The 3,795-nt window shown below is 39.1% G+C and carries 2 protein-coding genes; both read right to left on the bottom strand.

Features of this window, described 5'->3' with window-relative positions:
- Positions 1 to 36 precede the first annotated feature (36 nt).
- The gene (locus AC3DU7_RS28140; RefSeq protein WP_488042559.1) at positions 37 to 2,139 is read right to left on the bottom strand and encodes a tetratricopeptide repeat protein; all 2,103 of its coding nucleotides are present in this window, start codon (positions 2,137 to 2,139) and stop codon (positions 37 to 39) included.
- Between the two features lie 463 nt (positions 2,140 to 2,602).
- Positions 2,603 to 3,795, bottom strand: a 1,193-nt coding sequence (locus AC3DU7_RS28135) for a calcium-binding protein (protein WP_488042558.1), incomplete at its 5' end; no start/stop codon positions are given.

The raw sequence follows: 3,795 nt of genomic DNA, 5'->3' as shown, positions 1-3,795 counted from the left end.
AAAAGACTAGTGAAGCGCAAACCCTAATTATATGAATCAACGCTCTCTGATATCCACAGCACGTTGTTGAAAAAGTTCAGCCTCTCTATACTTTCCTTGCTCATAATAGAGTTTGGCTAAATTCTTCAGACTGTGTGCAACATTACGATGGTTTACACCAAAGGTTTTTTCATTGATAGTCAAAGCACGTTCCAACAATAGTTCGGCTTCTGCGTACCTTCCTTGCTTGGAGTAGAGTTGTGCCAAATTGTACAGACTGTGTACAATATGAGGGTGGTCTGTACCCCAAGCTTTCTCATTGATAGCCAAAACACGCTGCAAAATAGGTTCCGCTTTTGTATATTTTTCTTGAGAATAGTAGAGTGCTGCCAAGTTGTTGAGGCTATCTTCGATACCGGGATGGTCTGTACCCAAAGCTTTCTCATTGATAGCTAAAGCACTATGCAATAGTGGTTCTGCATCTTTGTACCCTTTTTGAGAGTATAATTCTGCCAATTTTTTGAGACTTTTCCCCTCGGCAAGTCTATGATGTCGTGAGCGTCTGCGACCTCCTCGTTTATGAGACTTTGGTGGCCGAAGTTGCTTGTCAGGTTGTGGCAGTGGCCAGAGGCTGAGAGCATCATCAGGTCTATCATGTCGTGGAGGTTTGCGACCGCCTCGTTTATGAGATCTTGGCGATCGAGATTTGCGATCGCCTAGTTCATCAAATCTTGGTGGTGGTGGTTGGCGATCGCCTAGTTCATCAAATCTTGGTGGTGGTGGTTGGCGATCGCCTAGTTCATCAAACCTTGGTGGTGGTAGTTGCCTATCGTCTCGTTCATCAAACCTTGGTGGTGGTAGTTGCCTATCGTCTCGTTCATCAAACCTTGGTGGTGGTTGGCGAGCAGTGAGGGGAAGTTGACTTTGTATCAAGCGCTCAGAGTCATTTAATTCAAGCTTTTGTTGTCGCCATCCCAAAGCAAGTAAACTAATAACTCCTCCCCAAATTATACTAGGATAAACAAAACGCATCCACTTTTTTTTAGGAGTCTGTTTATCCCGACCTTTTGCTAAAATTGCCAACTGTTCCTCGATCCAATTTAGATTAAAAATTGTCCGATAAATTTTGTTAAAAACAACTAATCTATCTTGTTTTTTTATGACTATACCTGACAAACGTAGTACCATTTGTATTCGACTTTCATCAGTTTTAACTCCTCCCCGCAGCAGAATTTTTCTATATAGTCTAAGTAACTCAGGTGTGAGTAGATTTTGACTAAGTAAATGATGACGAATATATGTTAAATGAGTGGGATAATCTTTTTCCTGCCAATATGTCAAAATATGTTCTTCTACTAACTTATCAATATCTGGCTCAGTACTATCTGTATGATCCACAATAATTTGACAAAGTTTCTGAGTTAAAAATGGTTGACCCCCAGTCCAATCGAAAACTCGCCGTAAAACAATTTCCGGCTCTTCTACTATTCCTATTAATCCCTGAGTTAAAATTTTTCCTTCTTGAAAATTTAATGCTGTTAATTCAATCGGATGACCAATATTAAAGGGAGTATGTCTCCCATCCCTAATTAAATCTTCTGGAGTTGCTACTCCAAAAAAACAAAAAATCAGCCGATGATAATCAGAATTTTCATCCTCAGCTCGGCGATTATAACAAGAGCGAATAAAAGCTAAAAATTCATTTTTAAAAGGTAAATTTACCAGTAAATCAATTTCATCCAGAAAAAGATATATTTTTTCAGTTGAAAAATTAACAAATAAAATCTCTTCAATAAATCTAGCCAAACGTTGGATATTTGTAAAACTTTGAGAACCTTCAATCCAGCTTTGATAATCAATGCTATAAGCCAAACCAAATCCTCGAAATAGTTCTTCTAAAAAACCGTCATACCAAGATTGTTTTTGAATAGAAAAATCACCTAATCTACTCATATCTATTGCCGCACATTTACAACCTTGAGACCGTAATTTTTTCATCACTTTTACTCGCAAACTAGATTTACCCATTTGACGAGCATTAAACACATAACAATATTCTCCACTTTGCAGTTTTTCATATAATTCTGCATCTTGTTTTCTTACCACATAAGTAGGGTCATTTGCAGATAAACCCCCACCACTTAATTTATAACTAACCATAATTTTTTAAAGTCATTTTACTATCAAAAAGGCACTTAATGTCAAATCTGTTCTGTTTAATTGGACATAAAAAAAATTATCCAACTGCCATGACTACTAAATTTCCGAATTCTTTCTCCTCCTGAATTCTGTTTGCGGAGCATTCCGTAGGAAATTATCATAAATACCCTAGCTATTTGTAGCAAACATTTATCAATAGACCTCTCCGGAAAAGAGGGAGTAGGGAGTAGGGAGTAGGGGAAAATAATTGATGATTTATTCACGATAATTGATTTAATTTTTGACGATCGCCAGATGTCTAATTTATATCATGTCCGGATAAGAGCGATCTGGAAAAAACTGATCATAAGTGCTTAAACAATAAATCTTTCTATTTTCCCTACTCCCTTACTCCCCACTCCCCCGCTCCCCTACTATTTTAATAATAAGTATTCAACCGGACATGATATTAGTATAAGTTCTGTTAGACCTCCTCAATGGATTGATATTCTATGAAGTTTAAGTCATTCGTATCAATAATTTGAGTATTTTCGAGAATAGCTATAATTTCACCATTGAAAACAATATTTGTTATATTTTCCCCAATATTGGAATCCAAATCTATGTCTTCAACACTAAAGGCAACTAAAGCTAAATTATCCTCATTGTCAAAGTCAGTTATGGTATTACCTCCTTCAAAAGCAGTTAATACAAAGATATCGCCACCTTCACCACCACTGAGAGTATTATTTCCCTGGCCACCATAAAGTAGGTCGTCACCCTGCCCACCATCTAGTAAGTCATCGCCTTCCCCACCGATAAGGGTATCTTCTCCTTTGTCTCCATTGATGCTATCGTTGCCTGTTCCTCCGTGGATAATATCATCACCCTTACCACCATTGATGCTATCGTTACCTGTACCTCCTGATAGTGTGTCATTACCTTGGTTGCCATTGAGGTAGTCATCTCCTTCACCACCGTAGAGTAAGTCGTTTCCATTACTATCTTGGCTGCCATCACTACTACCACCATAGATGCTATCGTCTCCTTTATCTCCCATCAAAATGTCATCATCGTTTTCTCCAAAGATAGAATCATTACCTTTACCTGCATAGACAGTATCTTCGTTTTTCCCTGCGTAGATAATATCTTCACCTAGATTCCCATTGATTAAATCTTCTTGGCGTCCACCAAAGATTAGATCGTTATCATTAATGGGAATGTTAGTCTGACTTGCTTGAAGTTGATCTGCACTACCTGTACCACCAATAATAACATCACTACCATCCATACCCATGAGACGATCGCTGCCTTCATTACCGTAGGTGACATCAGTATTTTCGGTGCCGATGTAGTTGTCTGACTCTGAAGTTCCTATAAAGGTGTTTGCTTCTGGAATCATACTGATAGCAGCATTGAAATCCACTATTGGTGGTATTGGTTCAGCGGGTATCAACAGGATTGTTTCTTCTGGAGCTAAAACGGAAATTGGCCGTAGTTCGAGAATGGGATCTAAGTCAGAAATTATTTCTGGTTCTGATACTAAGGTTGGTTCTGGAGTAGGCTCTGGAGTTGGTTCCGCAGTAGGCTCGGGCGTTGGTTCCGCAGTAGGCTCTGGAGTAGGCTCGGGCGTTGGTTCCGCAGTAGGCTCTGGGGTTGGTTCCGGAGTTGGTTCCG

Source organism: Okeania sp. (assembly GCF_983059655.1).
This window is presented reverse-complemented; position numbering and strand designations above follow the sequence as displayed.